This is a genomic window from Herbidospora cretacea, assembly GCF_001570605.1.
Lineage (GTDB): Bacteria > Actinomycetota > Actinomycetes > Streptosporangiales > Streptosporangiaceae > Herbidospora > Herbidospora cretacea.
On the sequence record NZ_BBXG01000005.1, the window covers coordinates 146,348 to 172,608 of the forward strand.

Sequence of the window (26,261 nt, forward strand, 5' to 3'; positions counted from 1 at the left end):
CCTGTTTCGCGAGGAGAAGGGTCATGTCCGTCGCCTCCTGGTCTACCGGTAGGTGATCTGACCGGCCTGTTCCCGTTCGATCACCCGGTGCCAGGGGAAGCCGGGCGGGAGGGCGGTGCGCTCCAGGCGGACCGCGCCGGAACAGGAGACCGGCCGTGCCGTGGGCGACCAGCGCGACGCGACCGCCGGTCCAGTGCCGGTCGATCCATCGGCACAGCTCGCGGGGGTCGTGAAGGCCGACCTTCTCGGCGTGCCAGCCTTCGGGCGTGGGGGGCGCGCCCGGGCCCTGATAAATCAGCAGATTCCTCCGCATATCCGGAGCTTGGCGTGGTTCTGGTGGGGTGGCGTGAGTAGGGGCATGCTCAATCAGGTAAGGCTTGGATCATGAGCGAGGCCGCCAAGATCTGTTCAGAGCTGATCCGCATCGACACGACCAACCCCGGCCCCGGGGAACGGGAGGCGGCGGAGTACGTCGCCGGCCTGCTGGCCGAGGTGGGCCTGTCGCCCGTACTGGTGGAGAGCGCGCCCCGGCGGGCCAGCGTGATCTGCCGGGTGCCCGGCGATTCGCCCGACGCCCTGCTGATCCACGGGCACCTGGATGTGGTGCCGGCCGACCCGGCCGACTGGAAGATGCATCCGTTCAGCGGGGAGATCGCCGACGGGTACGTCCACGGGCGCGGAGCCGTGGACATGAAGGGGTCGCTGGCGATGACGCTGGCGTGGGTGCGGCAGGGGGTGCGGCCTCGGCGGGACCTCGTGCTCGCCTTTCTCGCCGATGAGGAGTCGACCGGGGAGTTCGGGTCGCGATACGTGGTCTCCGAGCACGCCGACCTGTTCGAGGGGTGTACGGAGGCTATCTCCGAGTCGGGCGGGTTCTCCGCGACGATGCCGTCCGGGGTGCGGGTCTACCCGATCGGGGTCGGGGAGCGGGGGACGGCGTGGATGAAGGTCACCGCTCACGGGGTGGCGGGGCACGGGTCGAAGCCTCCCGTCGACAACGCGGTGGCGGAGATGGCGCGGGCGCTGGCCCGGGTGGCGGACTACGAGTGGCCGCTCCGCCTCACGCCCGCCGTGTCGGCGATGATCGCTGAGCTGTCCGACGTGCTGGGGATGCCGATCGACCCGGCGGACCTGTCCGCGGTGCCGCCGAAAGCGGCCGCACTGTTCAAGGGGACGATCAGGAATTCCACCAACCCGACGATGATGTCGGCCGGCTACAAGGTCAATGTCATTCCCGGGACCGCTGAGGCGGGAATTGACGGAAGATTCGTTCCGGGATTCAGGGAGGAATTCCTGGAGACCGTCGACCGGCTGCTGGGCCCGCGGATCACCAAGGAGTTCATCAACTTCGAGGACGCCCCGTCGGCGCCGATCTCCGGGCTGTTCGACGAACTGGGCGAGGCGATCAGGGCCGGCGATCCGACCGCCCGGCCGGTTCCCTATGTGATGACGGGTGGCACGGACGCCAAGTCTTTCGCCCGGCTCGGCATCAAAGGATACGGTTTCGCCCCACTCCTGCTTCCGGCGGATCTGGACTACTTCGGCCTTTTCCACGGAGTGGACGAGCGCGTACCGGTCGAGGGTCTCGAATTCGGTGTTCAGACTTTGAATAGGCTACTGAATTCTCGCCATTGATCCTGGGCACGGTCACCGTATACTCGATGCGGAACCATCCCACTGCGCAAGATCAAAGGGAAACCGATGCCCGAAAATCCCGGCGACCCCGCGGGACGGAACGGAGAAACGCCCCCAACATTTTTGGAAAGAATGCTCCGTGCCAGCACCGACAGCGGTTGTCTTCCTCTCTGCGTGACCGTGGCGGCCCCCGCCCCACCCCTCCCGTCACCCTTGCCTGCCGGGGTGGCGCCCCTTGGCGGAGGGGCGGCCCGGCGGAGTTCCGCCCCTTAACTTCCACCGCAGATCACGCCCCTATTCCAGCTCCGCGGCGTTCCGGTCGAGGAGTTGCGTCAGCACGACATCTCGTGTGGTACAAATTTCCTGCTGTCCCCTTGTCGAACAAGAGCGACCGCGCGGCGTCCGGAAAGACCACACCGGCTTGGCGTGGGCATATCTGGACACCAGCCATGCAGAACCCAGGAACATCCAGCTCCAAAGGCATGCCGCATTAAGCCCATCACGTGACCTTTTTGCGGGTATGTCTGAATCGCTCTCCCGGTCTTGGGGTAAGGCAACTCGGACCGGGGCGCTACTCCAAACGACGCGGTGGCACCGCATGCAGCCTCCGCCGCAGTCCTATCAAGGGGCCAGAAATGAACCACACCGGGACCGAAATCACCTCGGCAATCCTGAACCTCCACAACGAGCCGCTATCGGCCGTAGCCAAATGCAGCGACCGCGAGCTGGCCGGGATGCGTGGACGGATCATCGGGGAGACGTCCCTGACCGTGGCAGCTTTCCAGGCCTCCATCTGAGCCACCTCAACCCGGACGGAATGAATGTCAGGGCACCATCTTGCCCTTCGCCAATTCGTGGTGAAGGTGCACACCCGCTGCGATCTCGCATGCGACCACTGTTATGTGTATGAGCATGCCGATCAGTCGTGGCAGCAGAAACCCAAGGTGGTCCCGCCCGAAACCATCACCCGCATCGCGGAGAGAATCGCCGAACACGCGAGACGCCGCAGTCTGAGCGAGGTCTCGGTCATTCTTCACGGCGGCGAGCCGCTTCTGGCAGGCCCGGAGCGGCTCGACGAAATCATTACCATCCTGACCGACCAGATAAATCCGGCAGCCACCCTCAGGGTGAAAATTCACACGAATGCCGTGCTGCTGAGCGAACGATATCTCAAGGTATTCGAGAAGCACGCCGTCCAGATCGGCATATCCCTCGACGGCGACCGCGAGGCGAACGACCGTCATCGCCGCTACGCCAACGGACGCAGCAGTTACGACCTCGTGGTCAAGAGCATCGGACTGCTGCAGCGGAACAATCCGGATCTGTTCAGCGGCATCCTCTGCACGATCGACACGAAGAACGACCCCATCCGCGTCTACGAGTCGCTCCTCCGCCTGAACCCACCGAAGATCGACTTTCTGCTTCCGCACGCCACCTGGGAAGAACCACCTCCCCGGCAGTCGCAGACCGACTACGCCGATTGGCTGTCGGCGATCTACGACCGCTGGGAGAAGGACGAGCGCCCGGTGCGGATCCGCCTCTTCGACTCGATCATCCGGACGACCTACGGAGAATCCAGTCTGAGTGAGGCCATCGGGGTGGAGCCGAGCAGCCTGGTCGTCATCGACACCGACGGCTCCTACGAGCAGGTCGACTCGTTGAAAGTCGCCTTCGACGGCGCACCCGCCACGGGTCTCGACGTCTTCCGCAACACCCTTGACGAGGTTGCGGGGCATCCGGGCATCAATGCCCGGCAGAACGGAATCGCAGGACTCTCCGCGGAATGTCAGGCGTGTCCTGTCGTGTCCAGTTGTGGAGGCGGACTCTATCCCCATCGATTCCGCGCCAACTCCTTCGACAACCCGAGCGTCTACTGCGCAGACCTCTTCAAACTGATCAGTCACGTTCGCGAGGCGACGCTCATGCAGGCCCACCAGGTCCCTCGGAAGACCATCGAGTCGTTCGCCACCGGGTTCGGCGGTGACGCCGAGGTCCGCTCGCTCACCGAATCACAGGCCAGCATCCGCCGGATGCTGCTGAGCGACATCGGCTCGGCCGACCCGGAGACGCTGAGGACCCTGGACAGCCTCGAAGAGCTCTCCCCCGGTATGACCGACACGGTCTTCGCGCACCCCTATGTGAGGGTGTGGGCGGTCGACTGCCTGCGCGGCAAGGCGCTCGTCGGCCATCTGCGCAACATCACCGCCGCCGTGGCCTTCCGGGCGGGGGCCCGCCTGAAGACCCGCGCCGAGGTGAAGGACGGGGCCATCCACCTGCCCACCGTCGGCACCCTGGTCACCGACCGCACCGACGGTTCGATCGAGATCGACGGAGGCCAGGTCCGGCTCCTCGACGGAGACCGCGAATGGCGGCCCGTCCGCACTCTCACCTCGGGCGGTCATACCGTCGTCCTGGAGGACGCCGACCCCTACCGTGACTGTCATCAATGGCCGGTGGCCGGGCGGCTGAGCTCTGACGAACTGGCCCGCTGGCAGGAGTCGTTCGACGCGGCGTGGCGGCTGATCGAGGCCGATTACCCCGAATACCTCCCGGGGCTCCGCGCCGGACTCACGACGATCGTGCCGCTCCGCCCTGATCCGGCCGGCGGTGACGTCAGCTCGGCCGCCCGTCACGCCTTCGGCTCCGTCGCCGCCGCGCTGCCCGCCGATCCCGCGACCTTCGCGCTCCTGTTGATCCACGAGTTCCAGCACGTCAAGCTGGGTGCGATCCTCGATCTGTTCGATCTCTACGACCAGAACGACCATCGGCGCTTCTACGCACCCTGGCGTCCCGACCCGAGGCCGCTCGAAGGGCTGCTTCAGGGCACCTACGCCCACATCGCCGTGGCCGACTTCTGGCGCCGGCGACGACACGTCGAACCCGACCCCGCCCACCACGAGTTCGCCCGCTGGCGGGCGCAGACCGCGGAGGCGATCGAAACACTCGCCGGCAGCGGCGCGCTCACCGAGTTGGGCGCCGATTTCGTGGCCCGGATGAGAGACACCCTCACGCCCTGGCTCGCCGAGGAACTTCCCCCTGACGTCGAGAAGCAGGCGCGGGTCGCCGCGGAGGCCCATTTGGAGGCCTTCCAGTCACAGTTGTGACATCCGAAGCCCCGAGGTGGACCATTGGGCTGGTTTTCATCAGACCGTATTTCGCTGCCTCCACCACCTACTCCGAACGGGCTCTACCGTTGCGTTGCGCGGGACGATAACGTCCGGAAATGGTAGGAGTTCACCGACGTGATCCTTGATGACAGTGTCCTCGCCCAGCTCGGGGCCGATGCGTCAAGGATTGCCGACGGATTTCCTCCCTTTGTTCCTGGTTCGCTCAAAGGTGGATTTCGCCGTGATCTGGACGGGACGGAATCCACGGCTGAGAAATCAAGCCGCTCAAGGACTCACCCATCCGGGACCGGATTCCTATAGTGAGCAAGAGGAGGGAGGGGGATGGCGCTGCAGTCGACTCCACGGCCACCCGGCCCCTATTTTTTCCTCAGCTATGCTCACACACCCAACGGAGACCACAAGACGAACCGCTGGGTCGCCAAGCTCTTCAAGGACCTGTGCGACCACGTCCTCGAACTGACCAACCTGCCCGATCCCTCGATGGCGGGGTTCATGGACACCGGGCTGCTCACCGGCCATCTCTGGCATCAGCGATTAGCCGAGGCCCTGGCCACCTGCCGGGTCTTCGTCCCGCTCTACTCCCCGCGTTACTTCGTCCGGCCGAACTGCGGACGGGAGTGGACGGCCTTCGTCCACCGGCTCGACCACCAGCCCGACGGCCCCCGTCCCGAGGCCATCATCCCCGCGCTGTGGACGCCGATGCAGGCGGACGCGCTGCCCCAGGCCGCCCGGTCGATCCAGTTCGTCCACCAGGACCTGGGAGCCCGCTACCGTGACGTCGGTTTCTACGGCCTCACCAAACTGACCGCGCGCCGGCCCCATTATCAGGTGGCCACCCTCGCCCTGGCCCAGCGCATCGTCGAGGTGGGCGAGAACATCCGGGTCGAGCCGATCGAGCCGCTCGACTTCCTCTCGCTCAACAACGCCTTCGAAGACTTCGACGCGGCTCAGGGGCTCACCCTCACCATCGTCGCGCCGCGCCGGGAGTCCCTCCCCCCGGGCCGCAACCCACACTTCTACGGACGTGTGCCCGAGGAGTGGAATCCCTTCCGCAGCGAGGAACAGCCCCGGTCTCTGTGGTCCTATGCGGTGGAGCTGGCCACGGCACAGGGATTCCGCCCGGAGATCGGATCCCTGTACGACTTCACCCCTGATCTGCTCACCGGCAAACAACCCACGGGTCCGGGCGTCATGATCATCGACCCGTGGGCGCTGGACGATCCCGACTGCCTGGCCGCGCTGGCGGCCTTCGACCAGGCCGAACTCCCCTGGGTCAGCGTGATCATCCCGTGGAACCTCGACGACGCCGAGACCGCGTCGCACGAGCCCCGATTGAAAGCCGCTCTGCAGGCGACGCTCAGCAAGCGATGGTCCGATCTGGCCACCGAGTCGATCGACCATTTCTCGAACTTCCGGCGGGCCTTCCCGGACGCGCTGAACCGGGCGGGCAATCAGTTCCTGAGAAAGGCCACGCCGTATCCCCCGAAAGGCAGCAACCCGGAAAGCACAGACTGACGGCCGCGGAGGTCCCGATGAGTCACGGCGAAGGCCAGATCATCACGTTCTACTCCTACAAGGGGGGAACGGGCCGCACTATGGCGCTGGCCAACACCGCCTGGGTACTGGCCGCGAACGGCAAACGAGTTCTCGTCGTCGACTGGGACCTGGAATCGCCCGGCCTGCACAAGTTCTTCCATCCCTTTCTCGACGATGAGGTGATCGCCTCCACGCCCGGGGTCATCGACATCATCAACGAATACGTCTGGGCGGCCATCCGCCCGCAGCAGCGGGCCACCGACTGGCACCTCGACTACGCCAAAGTGGAACCCCACGCGGTGTCGCTGGAGTGGGAGTTCCCCAACGAGGGCACGCTCGACTTCATCTCCGCCGGGCAGCAGAACCGTGACTACTCCTCGCTCGTGTCCACGTTCGACTGGGACAACCTCTACGACCGGCTCGGCGGCGGGCTGTTCTTCGACGCCATGCGCGCCGACATGAAGGCCAACTACGACTACGCCCTGATCGACAGCCGGACCGGGCGCAGCGACATCGCCGACATCTGCACGCTGCACCTGCCCGACGTCCTGGTCGACTGCTTCACGATGGCCGACCAGGCCATCGAGGGCGCCGCCAAAGTGGCGCGCTACATCGAGGAACGCATCCGCAACCGGCCCATCCGCATCCTGCCGGTGCCGATGCGCATCGACGACGGCGAGAAGGAGAAACTCGACGCGGGCCGCCAGCTGGCCCGGAGCCGGTTCGACAACCTGCCTGCGGCGATGACCGCCGAGGAGCACAATCGCTACTGGGGCGCGGTCGAGATCCCGTACAAGCGCTTCTACGCCTTCGAGGAGACGCTGGCCACGTTCGGGGACGGCCCCGGGTCGCCCAACTCGCTGCTGGCCGCCTACGAACGGCTGACCGGGGCGATCACCGAAGGCGCCGTGACCGCGCTGCCTCCCCTCGACGAGACCCTCCGCACCCGCTGGCTCGACGCCTTCACCCGTCGTCGCGTCGCCGACCAGGCCGACGTCCTGCTGAGCTACGTGCCCGAAGACCGGATGTGGGTGGACTGGATCAGGGCGGTGCTGGAACGCACGGGCTCCAGAGTCGTGCCGAAGGTCCTCTCCCCGAGCGCGAACGAGCTGGCCCTCGAACCGCACATGCAGGTCATGGCGGTGTTGTCGCCGGCGTACCTGCGAGTGGTCTCGGACCTCGACGGTCTGCGCCAGACCTCCGACCTGCTCAACCCGCGGTCGTTGATCGCGCTGCGGGTGTCCGAGGTGCGCCTGGTCGCGCCGTTCGACGACCAGCCGCCGATCGACCTGCTCCGCATGAACGCCGAGCAGGCGACGGAAGCGCTGCTGCACGTCGTGGGACGCGACCCGCGTGGCTACCCCACCGACCTGCAGCTGGGCTCGCGTTTCCCGGGTTCGGTGCCGCCGATCTGGAACGTCGGCCCCCGGAACAACACCTTCACCGGCCGCAGCACCGCGATGGAGAGCCTCCGCGACCAGCTCGTCGGCATCAACCGGACCAGCACCCAGCCGGAGCAGACCATCGCGCTGCACGGCCTCGGCGGCGTGGGCAAGACCCAGGTCGCGCTCGAGTACGCCCACCGGTTCCGGGCCGACTACGACCTGGTCTGGTGGATCTCGGCCGAACAGCCCGACCTGATCAACACCGCCCTCGCCGAACTGGCCACGAAACTGAACATCCGTTACGGCGACAGCGTCGTGGCCGGCGCCGAGGCGGCCAGGGAGGCGCTGCGGGTCGGGCAGATGCGCTGGCTGCTGATCTTCGACAACGCCCGCGACCCGGAGCAGGTGCACAAATACCTGCCGGGAGGCGCCGGCCACATCCTGGTCACGTCCCGGAACCGTTCCTGGGCCGACGTCGCGGCACCGCTCGAGGTCGACGTCTTCAGCCAGGACGAGAGTCTCGAGCACTTCAACCGCAGGGTTCCCTCTCTCGACCGCGAAGGCGCGCTCGCCGTCGCCGAGGAGCTGGGTCATCTGCCCCTGGCGATCGAACAGGCGGCGGCCTGGCTCGCGGAGACGGCCGTACCGGCCTCGGAGTACCTGGCGCAGCTGAAGCAGAGCGCCGAACTGCTGCTGAGCGAACCACCACGCGGCTATCCGCTGCCGGTCGCGCAGACCTGGAACATCTCGCTGGCGCAGTTGAAGGAGCGCTCGCCGGCGGCGGTCCGGCTGCTGCAACTGTGCGCCTTCTTCGCGCCGGAACCCATCTCCCAGGAGCTCATCTACAGCGACGAGATGATGCGCTCGCTGCTGAAGTACGACCCCGGCCTCCGCGGCGAGAAGGTGATGATCGCGCGGCTGATCAGGGAGGTGACCCGCTTCGCCCTGGCGAAGGTCGACCCGGCCACCAACACGATCCAGTTGCACCGGCTCGTGCAGACCGTCATCCGCAATCAGATGACCACTGAAGAGTCCGATTCCACTTCCCACGAGGTGCACGACATCCTCGTCGGCGCCCGGCCCAGGAAGGGCGAGGTCGACGACCCCTCCAACTGGCCGCGCTACGACATCATCTGGCCCCACCTGCTGCCCTCCGAGGCCGAGAACTGCGTGGAGGAGGACACCCGCAAACTGCTCACCGACCGGGTGCGCTACTACGTCCGGCGGGGTGAGTACACCAACGCCCTCGATCTGGGCCAGCGGCTGGCCGACTTCTGGGAGAAGAAGTTCGGGCAGGTCGAACGGCAGCGGCTGCTGCTGCTCTCCAACATCGGCAACGCGCATCGCTGGCTGGGGAAGACGCAGACGGCGCTGAAGCTCAGCGAGTGGACCCTGAGGCAGCAGCGGGAACTCCTCGGCGACGACCACCCCCACACCCTGCTGACCCGCGGCATCGTGGGCGCGGACCTGCGCGCGTCCGGCGAGTTCGAGAAGGCCCTCGCGCTCGCCCGCGAGACCTACGACCTGTGGAGGGACCTGTTCGGCGAGGACTACGACAAGACGCTCAACGCGGCCAACAACCTCGCGGTCTCCTACCGTCTGCTCGGCGACTGCTTCAGCGCCCGCGACCTCGACCAGGACACCTACGAGCGGATGAACCAGGTCTTCGGCCCCCTCCACCCCGACACCCTGAGCAGCGCCCAGAACCTCGGCCGCGACCTGCGCGAGGCCGGTCACTACCGCGAGTCGGCCGAGTGGCTGACGACGACCATCGGCAAGTACCGCGAGGCCGTGGACGACGACCACATCGAACTCCTCCGGGCCGAGAAGAGCCTGTCGGTCTCTCTCCGCAAGGCGGGCCTGCACGAGAAGGCGTTCGTCATCGCGAAACGGATCGCCGAGATGTTCGTCCAGCGTTATCCGTCCCACCCCGAGACCCCGGCCGCGCTGCTCGAACTCGCCTCGTGCCGGTCGGCGCTGGAGGACAAGGCGGGCGCGTACGATCTGGCGGAGTCGACCCGGAAGCAGTACATCGGGCTGTTCGGGCCCGCCCACCCCTACACGCGGGTCGCCGCCAACAACGCGGCCATCTACCTGCGCGCGCTCGGCCGCCCCGAGGAGGCGTTCGCGTTGGGCGAGGAGACCCTCGACGCCTTCCGCGACCACCTCGGGCCAACCCATCCCTTCACCCTGACCTGCATGATCAACGTCGCCAACGCCCTGTCGGACCTGGGCGAGCACCAACGGGCCGAGACGCTCTTCCGGCAGTCGCGTGAGAGCCTCGTCAAGACTCTCGGCGGTGACCACCCCGACACCATCGTCTGCCAGGCCAACCTCGCGATCACCCTGCTCGAGTCCGGTCGTACGGCCCAGGCCGGCGAACTCCAGGCCGAGACCCTGGATCTCATGGCCGAGAGACTGGGCGACACCCATCCGCTGATCGCGACGCTGCGGAGCTGGCGGCGCATCAACCGGGATCTGGAACCGCAGCCGACCTAATCCTGGGTGAGCCAGACCAGGACGTCCGGCAGGATGTCGAGGGCGCCGAAGTGGGCCACGCCCCGCTCGATGCGCAGCGTCGCGCCGGGAATGCGCCGCCCCAGCCACCGGGCGTGGCTGACCGGCGAGAACACGTCGTTCTCGCCGTGCCAGAGCAGTGTCGGCACCTGGATGGCCGCCGGGTCGAACGTCCAGTCGGAGCAGAACGCGAGGACGTCGTCGACCCAGCCGTCGCTGGAGTCGCGCAGCCCTTCGGCGAAGTTGCGCAGCAGCATGCGGCGGATGCCGATGTCGGCGACCGTCCGCCGGTCGGACTCCGGGACCTCAAGGGTCAGTCCGGAGATCTTGCTGGCGGGGTCGGCCCGGATCTGCGCGGCCGCCGCCCCGAGGCTGGCCGCCACGGCCGGGAGGCCGACCCCCGCGACCGTGAACTCGCGCACGTTGGACGCCGTCATGCCGTCGAACCAGTCGAGTCCGTCGGCTCCCCTGGGCGCCAGGCCGACCAGGGCGGCCGCCCGGATGACCCGGCCGGGCAGCAGCGCGGCGCAGGCGAGGGCGTGGGGAGCCCCACCCGAACGGCCCACGACGGCGAAGCGCTCGATGCCGAGCCGGTCGGCGATCGCCGCGACGTCGGCCGCCCCGCTGGCGATGGTCCGGCCGGGCTGCCGGTCGGAGTCGCCGTATCCCGGCCGGTCGAAGGTGATCAGCCGGATGCCCAGGCGGTAGAGCACGGATGGCCTCGGCGCCGGGCCGACCCGGCTGCCCGGGGTGCCGTGGAGGAGGAACACGGGACGTCCGCTGGCGGATCCCTTCTCCTCGACTGCGAGCCTGCGGCCTTCGGGCGTTTCCACCTGCACCGTCAAGGTCACTCCCCCGCCTCCGACGCTGTCGAATCCCCCGCTTACCGTACTTTGTACTTCCTCATCGCAAATGTTCCAAGAAGGGAAGAGTGACCAGTCTCCCTGCTGCTCGCACCGGCTTGCGGCGGACCGCATCTTTGCCGAATCGAAATCGAATTCCCGGACATCGATGACGGTCGGCGATTCAATGGCAGGTTGGCCTTGACCGGCCGCATGCGAACATCCGGACGCCACCCCGTGGTTGGCCAAAAGACGACCAGAACATCGAATCACCAGTATGCTTCGAGACCTCGGGTGTTTCCCGGCCTGCTTCGGCATGGCCTCACCCCGAATCGGCACCAGCCCCACGGGCAATAGGTGTGTTTTCGGCTGCCCATTGTCCGTACGGCTGCAAAGGAGAGTTCTTTGGACTCTCCTTCGCCCGCCCCGCCGATCAACAAAAGGCAGCGGGCCAAGCTGCGAAAACGTCACATCCGATTGCAGCGGCAGCGCTCGAGTTTCCTGCGGGCCATCGCGAGCATCGGAACCTCGACGATCAGCTCGCGGACGCTGGGGATAATCTATCCGCTGCTCGCCGTGGCCGAAGGCGCATCACCGATACAGGTCGGGCTCGTCACTTTCGCTCTGACCGTGCCCGGCCTGCTCTTCTACATGCCGGCCGGGGTGCTGGCCGATCGGCTGAACCCCCGCTCCATCATGCTCTTCACGGAGATGATGCGCGCGCTCGCGATCGGCACGGTCGTCATCCCCGCCTGCTTTCATAATGTAACCATAATTCACATCATCCTCGTGGCACTTCTCGAAGGCGCGCTCGGAGTCGTCTATTCCCTCGCCGAGACGGCACTGGTGTCGAATTTGATCCCCCGAGAGAACATGACCAAGGGATTGGCCGCCAGTGAGACGGGAGTCCATTTCGCGGTACTGGCGGGGCGGCCTCTCGGCGGCCTGCTCTTTCATTTCGGCGCACCCGTGGCGCTTTTCCTGAACGCCGTCCTGTTCCTGTTCTCCGGGGCGTTCCTGGCCGCCATCGCCGACCTCAGAAAACGACGGCGCCCCAAGGCGCACACGGGCCGTCAACTGCGGGAAGGCATACGGCGGCTGAGCGTGCGCCGGTTCGCCGACGAGATACAGGCCGGTGTCAGGGAACTGGGGCGACATCCGTTCCTGCAGAACGCCGTCTTCGCCACCACGACCACGAATCTGGCGATCAACACCGTTATCGTCATATTTCTCGCTGGATCGGCGGACGTACCTCCCATCCTGGTAGGAATCGTCCTTGCCGGAGGCGGCATCGGGGGGGCCATCGGATCGAATCTGGCCCGGCTGAGTGTCGTGCAGAAATACATGGTTCCGAGCACCAGCGCCCTGGTCGCGCAGATGTGGATCTGGGTGCTGGCCCTGGGCATCACCACACTCACCGATCCGATGTACTACGGCCTCGCCACTCTGGTGACCGGCTGCGCGGGGTCGCTGATGAACGTCTCGATCAGGACCTACGAACTGCGCAACGTCGCCCGCGCCAAGCTCGTGAGAGTGGTGAGCGTGCACCGGCTGGCGTCACACGCGGCGGTCTGCCTGGCCGCGCCGCTGGGCGGCTGGCTGGCCACGATCGAGTCGAAACACGACGCGACCGGTTTCATCCTCGTCTTCACCCTGGTCGCGGCGGTCTTCGCCTCGGTCATGATGCCCCAGTGGCGGCGCGTCTTCGACGTGCTCACTTCTCCCCGCTGAGCTTCCTCGCCTTCTCCTTGAGGTGGCGGGGCAGGCTCGGGGACCGGGCCTTCAACGCTCGCCGGGCGTGTTCCCCGGCCGTCGCCAGCGCCGTCTCCCTCGCCGTCTCGTCGCCTGTCTCCCGGGCCGCCTGCGCCACGTTGATCCAGGCCGAATAGAGCCAGACGGGGCCGCTGTCGGGGGCGTCGTCGAGTGCCTCGCGGATCTCCTTCTGGATCGCCGGCGTGACTTCCTGCACGTCGGCGAGCCGGGCCGAGGCGAGCGCGTGGGCGGCCTTGGTGGACGGCCACTGCAGAGGGCTGGCCCGTTCGAGGTCCGCCAGGGCGGCGGCGGACCTGCCCATGCTCGCCAGGATCTCGCCCCGCGCCTGGAGCGCGTCGAGCGCGTCGCCGTCCTCTTCCAGGACGCCGGTGACCGTGTCGCGGGCCAGGTCGGGTGCGCCGTCGTGCCACAGGGCCCACGCGAACGCGGTCTTGATGCTCAGGTCGTGCTGATACCGGCCCTGCGCGATGTTGAGTTCGTCGACGGCGAGGTCAGGACGCCCCTGGGCGAGCCGCAACCAGCCCATCCCGACCAGCAGGCGCCCCACGGCGTCGAAGGCGCTGAGGGATTCGAACAGCTCCGCGGCCCGCAGGTAGTGCTCGATCGCGGCGGCGTACTCCTGCTCCTGGTGGGCGATGTTGCCCAGGAAGGTGTGGATCTCCGCCTCCAGCCGCCGGTCGCCCCTGACCCGGGTCAGCGCCTCGCGCGCCTGCGCCTTGGCCTGTTCGAGGTCGCGGTCCCGGAGCGCGAGCTCGGCGGAGCCCAGCAGGCCGTCGGGGTCGGTTCCGGACGCGGACAGGTCGACCGGCCCGGCCGCCTGGAGGACGGGCTGGATGAGCCGGTCGTGCGACAGCTCGCACCATTCGGCGTCGCGGACGAGGATGTCGCGCCGGACGAGGGCTTCGATGATCACGTTGGCGAGGCCCGCGGTGACGTTCTCCCTGACCCGGACCCTCCGCCGGGTGACGAGCTGGGTGACGAAGGTGCGGGCCAGCCACGACATCAGCCGCGCGGTGTCGCCCTCGAGGTGCTCGGCGGCGACCTCCCGGACCATGAGCTCGCAGAAAGCGGTCACCTGCTTGTCGGTGGCCGCGACGTCGCCGACATGGGCCTCGGTGATGGTGCGGACGCCGGGCGGCAGCGAGCGCCACAGCATCGAGCAGGCGGCCTGCAGCCGGACCGGCTCGGCCCGGAGGTCTCCCGGGGCCGACTCGGCGGACAGGTCCCGGAGCAGCCTGTCGACCGCCGACCGTTCGTAGAGGCGGCCGGTGCCGCGCACCGGACCGGTGACGGCCTCGCGGGCCTCCTCCTGGTCGAGGGGGTCGAGGCGGACCCGGCGATGGTCGTTCGCGACGAGCTTCTTGCCGTAGGGCATCAACGAGGCGAGGTGGTCGTCGCGGACGCACATCAGCAGCCGGATGTTCTTGTCCGCGTCGAGCGCCCGCTTGAGCTGGTCGAGGAACCACTCGCGGTAGACCTGGCGCTGGGCGAAGTCGTCGAAGAGCTCCTCGGCCTGGTCGATCGCCAGCAGCACCAGCATGGGATCGCCGTAGGGGTCCTGCCGGGCCGGGCGGCTGCGCAGATAGCTCTCCAGCGTCAGGCCGGCGAGCCGGGCCGGCGACTCCTGGGGCGCCCACGCCGACAGGAGGGCGAAGACGTGGGGGTTGTGCTGCGGGGGCAGTGCGGCGGTCGGATAGGTCGCGCCGTCGACGACGGGGAACGCGGAACCGTAGGAGAGCCGGCCGACCGGGAGGGTGTCGGTGGTCTCCGTGTCGAGCAGCGGCAGCACTCCGGCCTGGACCAGGGAGGTCTTACCGACGCCCGAAGGTCCGTGGAGGATGGTGAGACGGTTCGCCTGCCAGTGGGCGGCCAGGTCATGGGCCGCGCGGTCCCGGCCGAAGAACCGGAAGGCGTCGTCGGCCCGGAACGCTCGCAAGCCGACGTAGGGCTGGTGTGCCGCCGATCCTCCGCTGCCCCAATTCACGTCGTCAACCGCCCTAGAAGTTGCTTGCAGAACTCGTCGGCCGTCCCCCAGAAAATCGAGACCTTCCACTCGCCGTAGTGCTGTTCCATCTGCCGTCGCAGGATCTTCACCTCAGCGTCGCCGCCTTCCGGTGACAACTGCACACTCAGGTGCCTGCGCCGGTTGATCCCCGGTACCGCACGGTTGAGGCTGTTGAAAAGCAGCCGGAAAGTCCAGTCTTGCAGGCTGTAACCGATGAACAAGAGCGACCGGGTGGTGAGGGCGCCGAGAATCACCGGTGGGAGCATGGTAGGTTCATCCGACGCCCGATCAAAGGCCAGATTGGTGAGGAATTCGAGATAATCGTCTTCGGTCACCACGATCGACTCCGGATGACCGAGCCTGCCGTGCAGGTGGTAAACGAGGGGCGCGTCGGGCTGTGGATTCCAGCTGATCTTCCGCCGGAACAGTTCCTCGTCGAAGGCGATCCCCGGATTCCACGGACAGAGCATCACACTGGGGTCTTTGCCCACCGCCCGTAAGGACCTGACGATGAAGTCGTCGTAGTTGGTGGTCAGGTAGACCGGGATCGGAAATCGGGCGAGCAGGCCATGGGGTTCGGCGGGATCGCCGAAATCGGGGATCTTGCCGGTGGTGAGCACCTCGCAGATCTGTTCCTTGACGTACACCGCCTCCCCGAACTTCACCGTGCCGTATTGGGAGACCCTGGTGAGATTTCCCCGGTCGGAATAGGGATAGTCCCACTGGTCGGCCAGGTTCTCGCTGAGCTCGGAGCCCGACGGGAGCACTCCGGCGCAGGCTCCGGCCCCCAGGAACGGCGTGCAGGCACCCCGGGTCAACTGGAAGATCAGACGTTCCCAGTCACGCTCGTCCATCTCGTGCAATGAAACACCTCGCGGTCGAACCGGCCCACGGCCACTCTCCGGCACGATATATCGGTTCTGATCGCTTGTGGGCCGGCCCGTCTCGACTGCACGCCTACGGACGGCGTCCGTCAATAGCTGCTCTGGAACCTCGCGACGGGCTCGCCCTCTGCGAGCACCCAGTCCAGAGCCGGACGCTGCGCGCTCATGGCCATGAGATCCCCGAGCGACAATGCGCTGTAATTGGGAATCCCACTGTTCTGGTTTTCCTGCATGTGTTCTCCTCGCACCCTGAGGGCGGGTTGCGGGCATCCTTTTCCCGGTATAAGGACCGGCCCCTCGACAAGAGGTCTCCCCGCAACGTCACCATGCTTCCTTACGATTCTGTGATGACCGGCGCGGTGAATCAAGCTTTAGTATTGCGGCATAATCCAAGGTTCCCGTGGTGGGACAGTGGCGGAGGTTTCTCGTGGAGCTTTCCCAGGCAGCGCACTCGACTTCCGATCGGGCACCACTGGTCTGGGAACGGGTGCCCCCGAAGAATCCTCACTTCACCGGCCGCGAGGATCTTCTGCTGGCCCTTCGCGACAACATCACCCAGGTGAGCTCGGTGGTGCTGGAACCGAAGGCGAACGCCCTGCAGGGGCAGGGCGGTGTGGGGAAGACCCAGCTCGCGATCGAATACGCCTGGCGTTACCGCCGCCATTACGACATCGTCTACTGGATCCCCTCCGAGAAACGCGAACTGGTGCCGGCCTCCCTCGCCGCGCTGGCCCCCCACCTGAACCTGCCCTCCAGCGCCGGTCTGGGCATCGAGGAGACGGCCCGTTCGGTGAAACGCGCGCTGGAGCGGGGCGAGCCCTATCGCAAGTGGCTGCTCATCTTCGACAACGCGGTCGATCCCGCCTCGCTGAGCGACTACCTCCCCGGGGGGCCGGGGCACGCCCTCATCACCTCCCGCAACCCGCAGTGGGGCAGCAAGGTCCAGAGCCTGCGGGTCGACGTGTTCGACCGTGAGGAGAGCAAGGTCTTCCTCGCCAACCGCATCCGCAGGGAGATGCCCGAGGAGCGACTCGACGTCCTGGCCGAGAAGCTCGGCGACCTGCCGATCGCCCTGGAGCAGGCGGGCGCTCTCATGTTCGAGACGGCGATGGACATCGACGAGTACATCCAGCTGCTCGAGTCGCAGACCACCGGCCTGATGCGGCTGGGCAAGTCCGACGACTACCCCCAGTCGATGGCGGCGGCCTGGCAGCTGTCGGTGCACCAGCTCCGCACCCGGCTGCCCGAGGCGATCGAGATCCTGCGCTGCTGCGCCTTCTTCGGGCCCGAACCGATCCCCCGCGACGTGTTCCGCCGGGGCACCGAGGCCGAGACCCCGCGCATCGCGTCGATCCTCGGCGACCCGTTCCGGCTCACCAAGGCGCTGAGTGGCCTCGGCCGGTTCGCCCTCGCGAAGATCGACTCGTCCACCCGGACGATCCAGGTGCACCGGCTGATCCAGACGCTGCTCCGGGAGGAGCTCACCCCGGCCCAGCAACACGACATCCGCCACGAGGTACACCTCCTGCTGGCCCACTCGGCGCCCGACGACCCCGAAGACAACACCAAGTGGAAAGAGTTCGAGGACCTCGTCCCCCACATCGGCTACTCGGCCCTGGCCGAGTGCGCCACCCCGAACGTCCGGGAGTTCGCCCTCAACACCGTGCGCTACCTCTATCTGGCCGGGAACTACGACCTGGCCCGCTCCCAGGTGGAGGAGCTCATCGGCAAATGGACCGAGCGGGAGGGCCGCGACGACCACCCCGACGTCCTGGTGGCCCGCAAGCACCTCGGCAACATCCTGCGCGGCATGGGCAAGTACGGCGAGGCGTACAGCACCGACCACGACACACTCGAGGCGATGCGCCGGGAGCTCGGGGCCGACCACTCCGAGACGCTGTGGGCGACCAACAGCTACGGAAGCACGCTGCGGGTGGCCGGTGAGTTCCAGCGGGCCAGGGAACAGGACAGCGAGCTGCTGCGGACCTACCACAACGTCCCCGCGACCGACGTCAAGATCATCAGAGGTGTCTTCCGCGCCCGTCACAACCTGGCCATCGACCATTCACTGACCGGCGACTACCTCACCGCCCGCGACATGTACCAGGTGCTGTGGCGCGACCTCAGCACGGCGCGTGAGGGCGTGAACCCCTCCATGGTGCTGAGCACCTGGAGCGCCCTCTCTCGCGCGGTGCGCCTGTGCGGCGACTACGACATGGCCGTCGACCTCGCGCAGGAGGCCTTCGACTACGGCCGCCAGCAGCTGTCGCGGGACAACCACGGCACGCTGGTGGCGGCCAAGGACCTGTCGATCGCCCAGCGGCGCCGGGGCGACATCAACGAGGCGCTCGAGCTGGCCGACATGACCTACACCCGGTTGAAGCACCTGTTCGGCGAGCAGCACCCCGACGCGATGGCGGCCTGCGTGAACCTGTCGAACGCCCACCGGGTGAAGGGGAACCTCGACGAGGCCTACCGCCTGGCGCTGGAGATCACCCCCCGCTACCCGGAGGTGTTCGACCCCGACCATCCGTTCACCCACGTGATCAGCAGCAACCTGGCGGTTCTGATCCGGTTGCGGGGCGACGCGGCCCGGGCCAGAGACATCAACCAGAGCGCGGCGGAGGCGTTGGCGGCCCGGCTCGGATGGGACCACGACTACACCCTGACCTGCCTGATCAACCTCCATTCCGACCTCTCGGCGCTCGGCGAGCTCGAAGAGGCCGTGAAGGGCGGCCGGGAGCTGTACCAACGGCTGTCCGCCCTCTTCGGCGACGACCACTTCATGACGCTGTCCTGCGCCGCGAACCTCGCGCTCGACCTGCGGGCCGTCGGCGACACGGCCGAAGCCGACACCCTGAAGAAGGAGATCCTGCTCCGCTACCAGGACCTCGGCGGCATGGGCCAGCCCGACGCCCTCGCCACCGTCAACGACGAGCGGATCAATACGGACTTCGACCCTCAGCCGCTCTAGACGACATCTCGTTGCGCTCCTCCCAGGCCCGCCGGCGCTCTGACCGAACCCGGCGGGCCTCGTCGAGGACACCCGCGTCCACCGGTTCCCCGATCCACCGCTCCAGGGTGCGCGCCATGCCCTCGGTGAACCGCACGCCTTCGGGCGTCAGCGCGTTCCCGGCCAGCAGCACCTGGGTCGCCTCGTACGCCGCCTCCCGCCACTGGGCGAACTCGCGTTCGGCGCGGGGATGCCCCGTCTCCCGCTCGCGGCGCCAGAATCCGGTCACCCCGAGGTAGGCGTAGGTGCCGTTGAGCAGGCCCCCGGCCGGGCGCGGGTCGGGACGCCAGGGCGCGTAGTAGCGGTCCCCCGAGTCCGGAACCGTCAGGGGGACCATGTCCATGAGGGCGTAGAGCTTCACGTGCTGGGTCTCGTGGGCGAAGGTCTCCGCGAGGGACACGCCGTCGGGCGGGGCCGAGAGCGCGATGGCGCCGAAGGCCTCGCGCGACGATTCGCTCTGCGGCTGCGCGGAGGGCGCGCCGATCGGGGTGAGCACGCTGACCGTGGTGGCGACCTCGTCGCGGACCGTCCAGTGGCGTTCGGCGAGGACGTCCCAGGCCTCACCGAGCCGGGATTCCCAGACGTCCAGCTCGGACGGGCCGAGGCGGGGAAGGTCGACGCCCTCGTCGGGCCAGCGGTGCGGGTCGAGGTCGTCGACGGTGACGGTGAACGCGCCGGCGGCGATGCGGGCGAGGGAGCGCCATCCGTCGACCGGGCGCCGGTCCGCCTGGACGCCGTCGGGGCCGACTCTCAGCTCGAACGCGCCCGTGGCGGGGAAACCGCCGACCGACGGCAGAGTCACCCAGCCGTTCTGCGACCTCACCGGAAGAAGGCACTCACGGCCGGCGAGCCGGGCCGCGGCCAGGGCGACCGCGGCGAGCCGGGCCGGGTCGGCCGTGCCGCGCAGGCACCGCGCGGCCCAGGCACCGACCGCCGGGTAGCGCAGCACCGTCTCGACCGCGTCACCGGCCTCGTGCTGCAGGTCGGCGAGGACGGCGAACGCCTCCGCCGCGACCGGCACCGCGGGGAACGTCTCGACGACGGCTTTCAGCAGCATGAGGTGCCTGCTGTACTGGGCCGCCCGGAGTTCGTCCATGGCGGGGGCTCCCCCGCCTCCCGACGCCAGCGCCGAGAAGGCCGCATCGGAGATTCGGTGCGGGGGGACGCTCATCTGTTTCCTCTCATCCGCGCGACGTCTTCGGCGAAAACCCGGTGAATGTGGCTGACCAGGGCATAGAGGTCCGGGCAGTAGACACTCGGGTTGCGGAATCCGGAATTCTCGTCGTAGCGGTGGGCGTAGAGACCGCCGCCGCACGCCGCCACGATGTCGCATTCACGGCAGACCGGCGACAGGGCGTCCATGCCGATCTGACGGGCGACCAGTGAAGGGAGCCGCAGGGCGGCGTCGAAAGGATCACGCAACACGTGCAGGGGAGTGGACGACGCCCCGTGATACGCGGATTTCAGAATATCGGACTGTTCAATGGAACCGTCGGTCTCCACCACCGCGAGCAACGCCGGGGAAAGCCCGATCGATTCGCTGCGTGAGGGTCGCCCGGTTATCAGGCGGAGAATCTCGGTGAAAAGCCGGACCTCGGTTTCGGCGGTGCGATACCAGCGGTCGAAGATCGGAATGAGCCAGTCGGCATAGGGCGTCGACGACGCGCCCGCGTCGCGGAACGGCGGCGGCGTCGACCAGTTGCCGTGCGGCAGCAGGAAGTCGACGGCCGGCGGGTCGAAGGACAGCAGCGCGTCGTAGGTCTTCAGGGGGTCGTTGCGGACGTCGATCGTGCACAGCAGGCCGCTGAAGAGACCGTGGTAACGGCTCCGGGAGAGCCGCCGGATCGCCTCGCTGACCAGGGCGTGGCTGCCCCGGCCGTCGCGGAAGAGGCGGTGGCGGTCGTGTGCGGCGGCGTCGCCGTCGAGGGAGATGCCGACCCGGATGCCGAGCTGCTCGAACAGCTTCAGGAAGTCGTCGTCGAGGCGCATGCCGTTGGTCTGGATGCTGACGTTGACCGCGCTTCCGGTGTCCATTTCGCGGCGGATCGCGCGGACCAGGTCGCGGATGAAATCGGGACCGGCCAGCAGCGGTTCGCCCCCGTGGAGGATGACGTCGACCTCGGTCAGCCCATGGGTGGAGGCGTGTTCGCCGATGCGCAGGGCCACCTTTTTCGCGATCGCGTCGGACATGCGCCGGGGCTGGTTGCGCCAGTTCTGGTCGGCCATTTCGTAGACATAGCAATGGCGGCAGGCCAGGTCGCAACGGCTGTGAATCTTGAGAATGAACTGGCGGAAGGCATGCGGTTTCCACCCCTTCGCCAGGAGGGCCTCGACGTCGAGGGAAGCCGGAAATGGCCGTTGTCCCAATTCAGGTAACGTGATCGCGGTCCCCTTCGCCCTGCCGGTGCCGACCTGACGTACTTCCGCGACTATTGTCTCTCACGGCTTTTCCCGTCGCGTCAAGATTTCCGGGACGACCGCCGCCTCCCACAACCGGTCGAACTGCTGGATCCAGTACCGATACCAGCGCTCATCACGCCCCGCCACCAACTCCAGATGCATGCGCGAAGACGTCGACGGATTGTGAAAACCGTGAAACTCCACGATCAACCGCCCGTGTGGGGTGTCCGGGTCCACCAGCACGAGGGAGAACCCGGGGTTGTACGGAAACACCCGATAGGCGAACGTCCCCTCGGACCGCCATCCGGCGATCAGGTTCATCCGTTCGACGGTCGAGGCGAGGGACTGCGGCAATCGCTGGATCGGGAACTCCAGCGAGTCGTCGAGTTGCCGCGCCGCTATGCCTATCGCGGACGTCTCCGCCGAGTCGAGGACCACGACCCGGACGGATCCGTTCCGCCGGGCCAGTACGGTGTTGCGGAGCAGCTCGCACATCTGGGGCGACAGGAAGTTGACCGCCGACGGCGCGAAGACCCGTACATCGCGGGCGTCGCGGAGCAGAGGGGTCAGGGGGTTGTCCTCGAACCTGCTCCGGTCGTGCAGCAGGTCGGCCGGCGGGGTCGCGGCGGGGGCCAGGGTCAGGCGGTAGATCAGCAGGCCGACGCCCGACAGGAGCACCGCCCACCGCAGGTCGTCGTCCAGCGCGTCGCTGACCAGCGACAGGATCGCGAACGTGAAGACCACCATGGTCAGGGCGTACGTGTCGAGGTGGTTGCGGGCCTTGAGGTCGCCGACCAGTCGTCGCCACCACGTCACGACCTTTCATATGCCCGTTTATGGCTTTAAATCCACCCGCTAGAGTCTTGCCACTGCGCGTGGTCCTGTGGTGACGTAGGCGCATAACGGACGAACGTTAATAGGGGGTCCGGTGCTGTTCGGCCTGCCTCCTGGGCGGCAGTTGCGTGCCGCCGGCGGGCTGGCGCTCGCGGCGGCGGGGCTGCTGGTGGCGGGGGCCTTCGTGAACTCGCGGGCGGTCCAGCAGGTCGCGACGCCCACGGCGCGGATGACGCAGGTCGACGTCGCCGCGCAGCAGCGGGAACAGGCGGCCACCTGGGTGGCACGGCAGGTCTCCGGGATCGTCGGATGCGACGCGCCCGTGTGCGCGCTCCTCGCGGCCCGGGACGTCGAACCCTCCCGGCTCCTGCCCTTACGGGGGCAGGAGGACGTGCTCAACGCCGATGTCGTCGTGGTCACGCCGGCCTTGCAGGCGCTTTTCGGGACGGGGCTCGCTCCGATCACCGCGCCCGAGCCGCTGGCCGTGGTGGGGGACATCAGGGTCGTGCGGGTCACCCCGCAAGGAGTGGGCACGTTCGCGGAGGCGCTGGAGCGTGACATGCGGGACCGCCGGGAGGCCGGGCGGGAGCTGGTGGCCCATCCGCGGCTGGCGGCCACGCCGCAGGCGACCCGGCAGCTCGCCGAGGGGGAGGTGGACGCGCGGATCCTGATGTCGCTGGCGGCGCTCGCCGCGTCGCACACGCTCTATGTCCGGGGGTTCGGGGACAGCGGAGCGTCCGCGCGGAAGACGCCGTACCGGAGTGTGGAGATCTCCTCCGTGGACGGGGGCGAGCCGACCGACGCGTCGGTTTCCGGGATCATCCGGTTTCTTGAGGCACAACAGTCACGGTTTCATCCCATTGAGGTGAAGATCGCTCGACCGGTGGACGCAGCGTCAACAATCCTGCGCATACGGTACGCAGCGCCGAGCCCCACCGGCGCGTTGTCCTCATAGACGGAGCACGATGAATCTCCCGCGCGCGGCCCGGTTGTTCGCCGGTGCCCTTCTGCTCATGTTCGTCACGGCCAGTCCCGCGCACGCCGCCCCGCAGGTCGGGCACGTCCGGCTCGCGCACCTGTCCCCCGACACGCCCGCCGTGGACGTGTACCTCTATCCCTTCGGCGGTGACCGGCCGAAACTCGTGCTCGACGCCGTGCCCTACGGCGGGGTCTCGCCCTACCAGAGCCTGACCGCCGGGCAGTACACCGTCGCCATGCGGCCCGCCGGGGCCGCCGCGTCGACCCCTCCGGTGCTGTCGGCGAACGTCCGCGTGCGGGGCGGGCAGGCGTACACGGTGGCGGGGATGGGGCCGTACGAGAGCATTCGCCTGCAGGTTCTCGACGATTCGCTGGAACTTCCCGACGGGAAGGCGGGGCTGCGCGTCGTCGCCGCGTCGCTGAAGGAGCGGACCGTGACGGTCACCGCCGGAGGCATGGAGGAGGATCTGCGCTTCGCGGACACCCCCGAGTACACCGAGGTCGACGCGGCCACGCAGAAGATCACCGCCGAGGCCGGGGACGAGCGCGCCTCCGCCGACCTGCGGCTGACGCCCGGCTCCACCAACACGGTCGTCGTCCTCGACGGCGACCGGGGGCTCAAGCTCCTCCCCCTGACCGACGCCGCCGCGCCCGGGGTGACCCCGGAAGGCGCGGTCGACACCGGTATGGGCGGTCTCGCCCCCCAGGGCGCCCCTGTCTGGATCTTCGCTCTCGCGGGCGCGGTCGTGCTCGCTGGAACCGCTTTTCTTGTACGGCTCCGCCGACCCTCCGGCAGAACGACGTGAACCCGTCGAGCGGGGCATGAGACACATCTCCTTGGTGCTGGCCGGGCTCCTGATCGCGGGATGCTCGGCCCAGCCCGCCGCTCCCCCGGCCGTGCTGGCCGCGGAGACCACCCAGCCCGCGCCGGGCACCCTCGACCGGGCCGCCGCCGAGGCCGCCGGTTGGGGGCCGGTGCCCGGTCAGGTCGCGGAGGTCCGGCCGCAGAAGAGGCACGCCGAGCCCGTCGAGGTCGTCATCCCCGCCATCGGGGTCCGCTCCCGGCTGGAGCGGCTCGCGCTCGACGCCCACGGCGTGCTGATCCCGCCGGAGAAGGCCGAGGTCGCGGGCTGGTACGCCGACGGCGTGCGTCCCGGCGACCCGGGGCCCGCCGTCATCGCCGGGCACCTGGACTCCACGACCGGGCCGGGCGTGTTCGCCGGCCTCGGGAGGCTCAGGCCCGGCCACCGGATCCTGGTGCGGCTCCCGGCCGAGACGCTCACCTTCCGGGTCGACGCCACCCGTACGTATGCGAAGAGACGGTTCCCCACCCGTCAGGTCTACGGCGCCTCTCCCGACGCCCGGCTCCGGCTCATCACGTGTGGCGGGGCGTTCGACGACGCGCGGGGGCACTACGCCGACAACGTCATCGTGTTCGCCACGCTAGAGGCGCCAGGAACGGACCGTTCCGTCGCGGCCCCCGGCGACCACCACCGGTGACCCGTCGAGCAGCGTCACCGCCACCGACGTCACCCAGCCCCGGTGGCCCGTCAGCGGCGAGCCGACCGGTGTACCGGTGACCAGGTCCCAGACCCTGACGGTGCCGTCCCAGCTCCCGGAGACCGCCACGGGACGCCCGTTCAGCTCGGTCGTCGCGAGAGCGCTGACGCGGTCGGTGTGTCCGCTGTAGGGGCGGCCCAGGGGCGTACCGGACTGGAGATCGAACACGTGCAGGGCGTTGCCGTCGGCGGTGACCACCACCGGGCGGGCGTCCACCGACGAGACGGCGAGCAGTTCACCGGGCAGCGGGAACGGGGCGCCGACGGTCTCGCCGGTGGAGAGGTCCCAGACCTCGGCCCGGCCGTCGAGGGTCGCGGTGACGGCGACGTCGCGGCCCTCGACGATGGTGAAGGCGACGGCGGTCGCGCCGCCGCCGCGTTTCAGCAGCGTCCGCCCGGACGCCAGGTCGGTCACCCGCACCGACTCGGGGCCAGTGGTGACCACGGCGGTGTGCTCCCCCAGCGTGGTCACGCCGAGGGCCAGCACGTCGCCCGGCTTCGCCCTGAAGGGGATCGCGCGGCCCGACTTCAGGTCGGAGAGCCACACTCCGGCGCCGTAACCGCCGCAGACCACCATGTCCCGCGCCACGGTCACCGACGAGATGCTGAGCGCGTCCACCGGGCGCGCCCGGCCGATCGCGGCCCCGGTTGTCAGGTCGGACAGGCGGGTGGTCCCGTCGCGGCCGGCCGAGACGACCACCGGCCGGGAGTCGAGTGTTCCGGCGGCGACCGACAGGACCTCTCCCTTGTGGCCGCCGAAGGGCGCGCCGACCGGCTGCCCGAAGCCTGCGTCGACGGGCAGGCTCATCGGGGCGACCGTGACGACGGGCCGGGGCGCGGGCTCCGGCAGGAAGGAGATCGCCCCCGCCCCCACCAGCAGGGCGGCGGCGCCGACCAGCACCCAGCGGCGGCGGCCGGAACGTTCCTCGGCCTGGTGGCCCTCGTCGTGGGCGTGGACGAGCGCCACGAGCAGGTCGGCCGCGGTCGGGCGGTCGGCGGGGTCCTTGGCCAGGGCCGAGGCCAGGACGTCGCGCAAGCGGGAGGGCACGTACGACAGGTCGGGCTCGCGGGTGATGATGCGGTTCATCACCGCCGGGATGCTGTCGTTGCCGAACGCGGGGCGGCCGGTGGCCGCGAAGGTCATCGTGACGCCCCACGAGAAGACGTCGGACGGCGGCCCCGGGCGGCGGCCCGCGAGCTGTTCCGGGGACATGTAGGCGGGGGTGCCCTGCACGCGGCTGGCCTCGGTCCCGGCGGCGTCGACGACCTGGGCGATGCCGAAGTCGATGACGCGGGGGCCGTCGGCGCCGAGCAGGATGTTGGCCGGTTTGAAGTCGCGGTGGACGATGCCCGCCTTGTGGATGGCGGCCAGCGCGGCGGCCGTGCCGACGGCCAGGCGGTCGAGGGAACCGGCGTCGCGCGGGCCCTCGCGCCTGACCAGGGCCTCCAGCGACTCACCGTCGACGTATTCGCTGACGATGAAGGGCCGCTCGCCGGTGACGTCGGCGTCGATGACGCGGGCGGTGCAGAACTGGGCGACCCTGCGGGCGGCGGCGACCTCGTTGTGGAAGTCGCGCCTGCTGAAGACGCGGGCGTGCAGGACCTTGACGGCGACGGACTCGCCCTTCTCGGTGTGACCGTGGAAGACGGTGCCCTGGCCGCCTTCGCCGATGAGGCCGTTCAGGGTGTAGCTTCCGACCTGCCGGGGGTCGCCCGGCCGCAGAGGTCGGGGAACCGGCATGACCACACGATAACCGTACGAACAACGTGTG

At 68.4% G+C, this 26,261-nt stretch carries 18 protein-coding genes; 10 read left to right on the forward strand and 8 right to left on the reverse strand.

Translation table 11 applies throughout. The features are described from left to right. Positions 1 to 384: 384 nt before the first annotated feature. The 5 genes from AW270_RS11725 (at position 385) to fxsT (AW270_RS11740) (ending at position 10,183) form a co-directional block, all read left to right on the forward strand. Positions 385 to 1,635 carry a M20/M25/M40 family metallo-hydrolase gene (locus AW270_RS11725; RefSeq protein WP_061293823.1) on the forward strand — a complete coding sequence of 417 codons (1,251 nt, stop codon included), beginning with the start codon at positions 385 to 387 and terminating at the stop codon, positions 1,633 to 1,635. A 635-nt stretch (positions 1,636 to 2,270) separates the two neighbouring features. Next, positions 2,271 to 2,432 (forward strand): hypothetical protein, encoded by a 162-nt coding sequence (locus tag AW270_RS38640; protein ID WP_157521850.1) that lies wholly within the window; start codon positions 2,271 to 2,273, stop codon positions 2,430 to 2,432. A gap of 24 nt (positions 2,433 to 2,456) precedes the next feature. Next, a complete protein-coding gene (locus tag AW270_RS11730) occupies positions 2,457 to 4,739 on the forward strand; it encodes an FxsB family cyclophane-forming radical SAM/SPASM peptide maturase (protein ID WP_063819176.1) in 2,283 nt (760 codons plus the stop codon). A gap of 345 nt (positions 4,740 to 5,084) precedes the next feature. Continuing rightward, entirely contained in the window at positions 5,085 to 6,278 is a 1,194-nt protein-coding gene (locus AW270_RS11735) for a TIR-like protein FxsC (protein ID WP_061293828.1), read from the forward strand. A 17-nt stretch (positions 6,279 to 6,295) separates the two neighbouring features. Beyond that, a complete protein-coding gene (fxsT, locus tag AW270_RS11740; protein WP_061293831.1) occupies positions 6,296 to 10,183 on the forward strand; it encodes an FxSxx-COOH system tetratricopeptide repeat protein in 3,888 nt (1,295 codons plus the stop codon). On the opposite strand, the gene AW270_RS11745 is transcribed toward fxsT (AW270_RS11740), so the two are convergent. Next, positions 10,180 to 11,040 carry an alpha/beta fold hydrolase gene (locus AW270_RS11745; protein ID WP_245674684.1) on the reverse strand — a complete coding sequence of 287 codons (861 nt, stop codon included), beginning with the start codon at positions 11,038 to 11,040 and terminating at the stop codon, positions 10,180 to 10,182. The genes fxsT (AW270_RS11740) and AW270_RS11745 overlap by 4 nt on opposite strands. Before the next feature lie 408 nt (positions 11,041 to 11,448). Between AW270_RS11745 and AW270_RS11750 the strand changes: the two genes are divergently transcribed. Next, positions 11,449 to 12,774: an MFS transporter gene (locus AW270_RS11750; RefSeq protein WP_169807295.1), complete on the forward strand. Its 1,326-nt coding sequence runs from the start codon at positions 11,449 to 11,451 to the stop codon at positions 12,772 to 12,774. Here the strand turns inward: AW270_RS11750 and AW270_RS11755 are convergent. The 3 genes from AW270_RS11755 to AW270_RS39490 all read right to left on the reverse strand — a co-directional run bounded on the left by AW270_RS11755 (position 12,758) and on the right by AW270_RS39490 (position 15,938). After that, positions 12,758 to 14,752: an nSTAND1 domain-containing NTPase gene (locus AW270_RS11755; protein WP_061293835.1), complete on the reverse strand. Its 1,995-nt coding sequence runs from the start codon at positions 14,750 to 14,752 to the stop codon at positions 12,758 to 12,760. The genes AW270_RS11750 and AW270_RS11755 overlap by 17 nt on opposite strands. Before the next feature lie 44 nt (positions 14,753 to 14,796). Continuing rightward, a complete protein-coding gene (locus tag AW270_RS11760; RefSeq protein WP_169807296.1) occupies positions 14,797 to 15,675 on the reverse strand; it encodes an SIR2 family NAD-dependent protein deacylase in 879 nt (292 codons plus the stop codon). Positions 15,676 to 15,794: 119 nt separating this feature from the next. After that, a complete protein-coding gene (locus AW270_RS39490; RefSeq protein WP_169807297.1) occupies positions 15,795 to 15,938 on the reverse strand; it encodes a hypothetical protein in 144 nt (47 codons plus the stop codon). 254 nt (positions 15,939 to 16,192) lie between these two features. On the opposite strand from AW270_RS39490, the gene fxsT (AW270_RS11765) reads away from it, so the two are divergent. Further along, positions 16,193 to 18,679, forward strand: a complete 2,487-nt coding sequence (gene fxsT, locus AW270_RS11765; RefSeq protein WP_061293839.1) for an FxSxx-COOH system tetratricopeptide repeat protein — start codon at positions 16,193 to 16,195, stop codon at positions 18,677 to 18,679. Here the strand turns inward: fxsT (AW270_RS11765) and AW270_RS11770 are convergent. The 3 genes from AW270_RS11770 to AW270_RS11780 all read right to left on the reverse strand — a co-directional run bounded on the left by AW270_RS11770 (position 18,648) and on the right by AW270_RS11780 (position 21,934). Beyond that, on the reverse strand, positions 18,648 to 19,814 hold the full coding sequence (locus tag AW270_RS11770) for an HEXXH motif domain-containing protein (RefSeq protein WP_061293840.1): 1,167 nt from the start codon (positions 19,812 to 19,814) through the stop codon (positions 18,648 to 18,650). The genes fxsT (AW270_RS11765) and AW270_RS11770 overlap by 32 nt on opposite strands. Before the next feature lie 71 nt (positions 19,815 to 19,885). Continuing rightward, entirely contained in the window at positions 19,886 to 21,085 is a 1,200-nt protein-coding gene (locus AW270_RS11775) for an FxsB family cyclophane-forming radical SAM/SPASM peptide maturase (protein ID WP_061293843.1), read from the reverse strand. 72 nt (positions 21,086 to 21,157) lie between these two features. Next, on the reverse strand, positions 21,158 to 21,934 hold the full coding sequence (locus AW270_RS11780) for a hypothetical protein (RefSeq protein ID WP_061293845.1): 777 nt from the start codon (positions 21,932 to 21,934) through the stop codon (positions 21,158 to 21,160). A 112-nt stretch (positions 21,935 to 22,046) separates the two neighbouring features. On the opposite strand from AW270_RS11780, the gene AW270_RS11785 reads away from it, so the two are divergent. Genes AW270_RS11785 through AW270_RS11795 form a run of 3 tightly spaced genes read left to right on the forward strand, consistent with a single transcriptional unit; the run spans position 22,047 to position 24,430 of the window. Further along, positions 22,047 to 22,907, forward strand: a complete 861-nt coding sequence (locus tag AW270_RS11785; protein WP_061293847.1) for a hypothetical protein — start codon at positions 22,047 to 22,049, stop codon at positions 22,905 to 22,907. A 10-nt stretch (positions 22,908 to 22,917) separates the two neighbouring features. Next, positions 22,918 to 23,736 carry a DUF4397 domain-containing protein gene (locus tag AW270_RS11790; protein WP_063819178.1) on the forward strand — a complete coding sequence of 273 codons (819 nt, stop codon included), beginning with the start codon at positions 22,918 to 22,920 and terminating at the stop codon, positions 23,734 to 23,736. Between the two features lie 16 nt (positions 23,737 to 23,752). After that, the gene (locus tag AW270_RS11795; protein ID WP_063819179.1) at positions 23,753 to 24,430 is read left to right on the forward strand and encodes a class F sortase; all 678 of its coding nucleotides are present in this window, start codon (positions 23,753 to 23,755) and stop codon (positions 24,428 to 24,430) included. Here the strand turns inward: AW270_RS11795 and AW270_RS11800 are convergent. Continuing rightward, entirely contained in the window at positions 24,374 to 26,230 is a 1,857-nt protein-coding gene (locus tag AW270_RS11800) for a WD40 repeat domain-containing serine/threonine protein kinase (RefSeq protein ID WP_157521852.1), read from the reverse strand. The genes AW270_RS11795 and AW270_RS11800 overlap by 57 nt on opposite strands. Positions 26,231 to 26,261: the final 31 nt, after the last annotated feature.